Source organism: Agrobacterium vacciniicorymbosi (genome assembly GCF_040427045.1).
Classification (GTDB): domain Bacteria; phylum Pseudomonadota; class Alphaproteobacteria; order Rhizobiales; family Rhizobiaceae; genus Agrobacterium.
Window position 1 is genome coordinate 2,501 of record NZ_JBETMF010000027.1, and the last position, 3,755, is coordinate 6,255.

The window sequence follows — 3,755 nt, forward strand, 5'->3', positions numbered from 1 at the left end:
AGTGAACCCATGTGATGGCTTAGTCGGCCGGAATTGGTGGAGGGATTGGAGGTAGGTAGGAAAGCTTGTCCTAGGCATGTTTGTTGTTGGAAGATTTAAGGATCTTCCTCTGATGGACATGCTGGATTGGTGTTGCCTGACCGCGCATCACCGGATGATATCTCGAGAAGCTGGTCTTAATGATACGGCCTCGAAGTGCACCGGCGTGCCTTCAAAGAGGACTGTATCGACACGTCGATGTCATCATGAAGTGGCTTGATTGTAAAAGGTAATCAGGCTTTTGCCGGTTCTACTGTTTCCGAAGGGTTGCAGTATGGCCAGATTTGGAACCCCTTTGAGCGCAAGCGAAAAGGATAGGAATTCCAAATCAAGCAAATATGGATGAGCATAGACAATGAGAACGAAGAAGTGAATTAAGGGCATTTGGTGGATGCCTTGGCATGCACAGGCGAAGAAGGACGTGATACGCTGCGATAAGCCGTGGGGAGCTGCGAATAAGCTTTGATCCATGGATCTCCGAATGGGGCAACCCACCTTAAATGCTTGGAGAATCCAAGTTGTTCAGCGATGGACGGCTTGGGTTTCCAAGCATTATGATAAGGTATCTGCATCTGAATACATAGGGTGTAAGAAGCGAACTCAGGGAACTGAAACATCTAAGTACCTGAAGGAAAGGACATCAACCGAGACTCCGTAAGTAGTGGCGAGCGAACGCGGACCAGGCCAGTGGCAATGCTGAATAAAGTCGAACGATTTGGAAAAGTCGGCCATAGCGGGTGATAGCCCCGTAGACGTAGAACAGGCATTGTCCTTGAGTAGGGCGGGACACGTGAAATCCTGTCTGAACATGGGGAGACCACTCTCCAAGCCTAAGTACTCGTGCATGACCGATAGCGAACAAGTACCGTGAGGGAAAGGTGAAAAGCACCCCGACGAGGGGAGTGAAATAGAACCTGAAACCGGATGCCTACAAGCAGTCGGAGCTCGAAAGAGTGACGGCGTACCTTTTGTATAATGGGTCAACGACTTAGTGTAGCAAGCAAGCTTAAGCCGGTAGGTGTAGGCGTAGCGAAAGCGAGTCTGAATAGGGCGTTTAGTTTGTTGCATTAGACCCGAAACCGAGTGATCTAGCCATGAGCAGGCTGAAGGTTGGGTAACACCAACTGGAGGGCCGAACCCATATCTGTTGCAATAGATTGGGATGACTTGTGGCTAGGGGTGAAAGGCCAATCAAACTCGGAAATAGCTGGTTCTCCGCGAAAACTATTTAGGTAGTGCGTCGATCGAATACCCTCGGGGGTAGAGCACTGGATGGGCTATGGGGACTCACCGTCTTACTGATCCTAACCAAACTCCGAATACCGAGGAGTACTAATCGGCAGACACACGGCGGGTGCTAACGTCCGTCGTGAAGAGGGCAACAACCCTGACCTCCAGCTAAGGTCCCCAAGTCATGGCTAAGTGGGAAAGGATGTGAGGATCCCAAAACAACCAGGATGTTGGCTTAGAAGCAGCCATCATTTAAAGAAAGCGTAACAGCTCACTGGTCTAAATAAGGGTCTTTGCGCCGAAAATGTAACGGGGCTAAAGCCATGCACCGAAGCTGAGGATACGTCGCAAGACGTGTGGTAGCGGAGCGTTCCGTAAGTCTGTGAAGGGGGACCCGTGAGGGCCCCTGGAGATATCGGAAGTGCGAATGTTGACATGAGTAACGATAAAGGGAGTGAGAGACTCCCTCGCCGAAAGACCAAGGGTTCCTGCTTAAAGTTAATCTGAGCAGGGTTAGCCGGCCCCTAAGACGAGGCGGACACGCGTAGTCGATGGGAACCACGTTAATATTCGTGGGCCTGGTGGTAGTGACGGATCTCGTGTGTTGTACATTCTTATTGGATTGAATGTGCGGCGAAGAGGTTCCAGGAAATAGCTCCACCGTATAGACCGTACCCGAAACCGACACAGGTGGTCAGGTAGAGTATACCAAGGCGCTTGAGAGAACTATGTTGAAGGAACTCGGCAAATTGCACGCGTAACTTCGGAAGAAGCGTGACCCCATGTTAGGCAACTAGTATGGGGTGGCACAGACCAGGGGGTAGCGACTGTTTATCAAAAACACAGGGCTCTGCGAAGTAGCAATACGACGTATAGGGTCTGACGCCTGCCCGGTGCTGGAAGGTTAAAGGGAGGGGTGCAAGCTCTGAACTGAAGCCCCAGTAAACGGCGGCCGTAACTATAACGGTCCTAAGGTAGCGAAATTCCTTGTCGGGTAAGTTCCGACCTGCACGAATGGCGTAACGACTTCCCCGCTGTCTCCAACATAGACTCAGTGAAATTGAATTCCCCGTGAAGATGCGGGGTTCCTGCGGTCAGACGGAAAGACCCCGTGCACCTTTACTATAGCTTTACACTGGCATTCGCCAAGGCATGTGTAGGATAGGTGGTAGGCTTTGAAGCGGGGACGCCAGTTCCCGTGGAGCCATCCTTGAAATACCACCCTTATCTTCGTGGATGTCTAACCGCGGTCCGTTATCCGGATCCGGGACAGTGTATGGTGGGTAGTTTGACTGGGGCGGTCGCCTCCGAAAGAGTAACGGAGGCGCGCGATGGTTAGCTCAGACCGGTCGGAAATCGGTCGTCGAGTGCAATGGCATAAGCTAGCCTGACTGCGAGACTGACAAGTCGAGCAGAGACGAAAGTCGGTCATAGTGATCCGGTGGTCCCGTGTGGAAGGGCCATCGCTCAACGGATAAAAGGTACGCCGGGGATAACAGGCTGATGACCCCCAAGAGTCCATATCGACGGGGTTGTTTGGCACCTCGATGTCGACTCATCGCATCCTGGGGCTGGAGCAGGTCCCAAGGGTATGGCTGTTCGCCATTTAAAGCGGTACGTGAGTTGGGTTCAGAACGTCGTGAGACAGTTCGGTCCCTATCTGCCGTGGGTGTAGGAATATTGACAGGATCTGTCCCTAGTACGAGAGGACCGGGATGGACGTATCTCTGGTGGATCTGTTGTCCTGCCAAGGGCATAGCAGAGTAGCTATATACGGAATGGATAACCGCTGAAGGCATCTAAGCGGGAAACCAACCTGAAAACGAGTGTTCCCTATCAGAGCCGTGGAAGACGACCACGTTGATAGGACGGGTGTGGAAGTGCAGCAATGCATGAAGCTTACCGTTACTAATAGCTCGATCGACTTCTTCGTTCCCATTGATTATGTTCATCGAACGCAGTTCGATGAAGACTTCTGTCCTCACGGCCAAAGGCCTGCGGACGGCGCGCGCCACAAGGCGCGACGGACTAGCGTCCTGTATGGGTGGCATGCTCCAACATCGAGCAAGGCACCATACGGATGCGTCAAGTGAGACGTGTATATTAAGACAAAAAGTGGCAATGCCACCCAGCTTCTCGAAACAACAGTTTCCATGTGAAATCATGAACATGTTGCTTTGGTCAAACGTATCCTCATCGCTGAGGGTGCCGTATCGACCATTGGTGTGCCCTGTGAGCGTCAAGCGAACAGGATAAGCTACACCAATCACAAGCAATCATATGTTCATGTGTTCCACATGAACATATGTTGCGTTTTGCCGACCTGGTGGTTATTGCGGGGCGGCTGCACCCGTTCCCATTCCGAACACGGCCGTGAAACGCCCCAGCGCCAATGGTACTCCGTCTTAAGACGCGGGAGAGTAGGTCGCTGCCAGGTCTGCAAAACGCAACTCATGACAATCAATATCTTCTCAACGCAAAAACAA

The 3,755-nt window shown here is 51.9% G+C and carries 2 rRNA genes; both read left to right on the top strand.

The features are described 5' to 3' along the window. The first annotated feature begins 402 nt into the window (after positions 1-402). Positions 403-3,202 (top strand): 23S ribosomal RNA (locus ABUK73_RS23305). A 389-nt stretch (positions 3,203-3,591) separates the two neighbouring features. Continuing rightward, positions 3,592-3,706: ribosomal RNA gene (gene rrf, locus ABUK73_RS23310) — 5S ribosomal RNA — on the top strand. Positions 3,707-3,755: the final 49 nt, after the last annotated feature.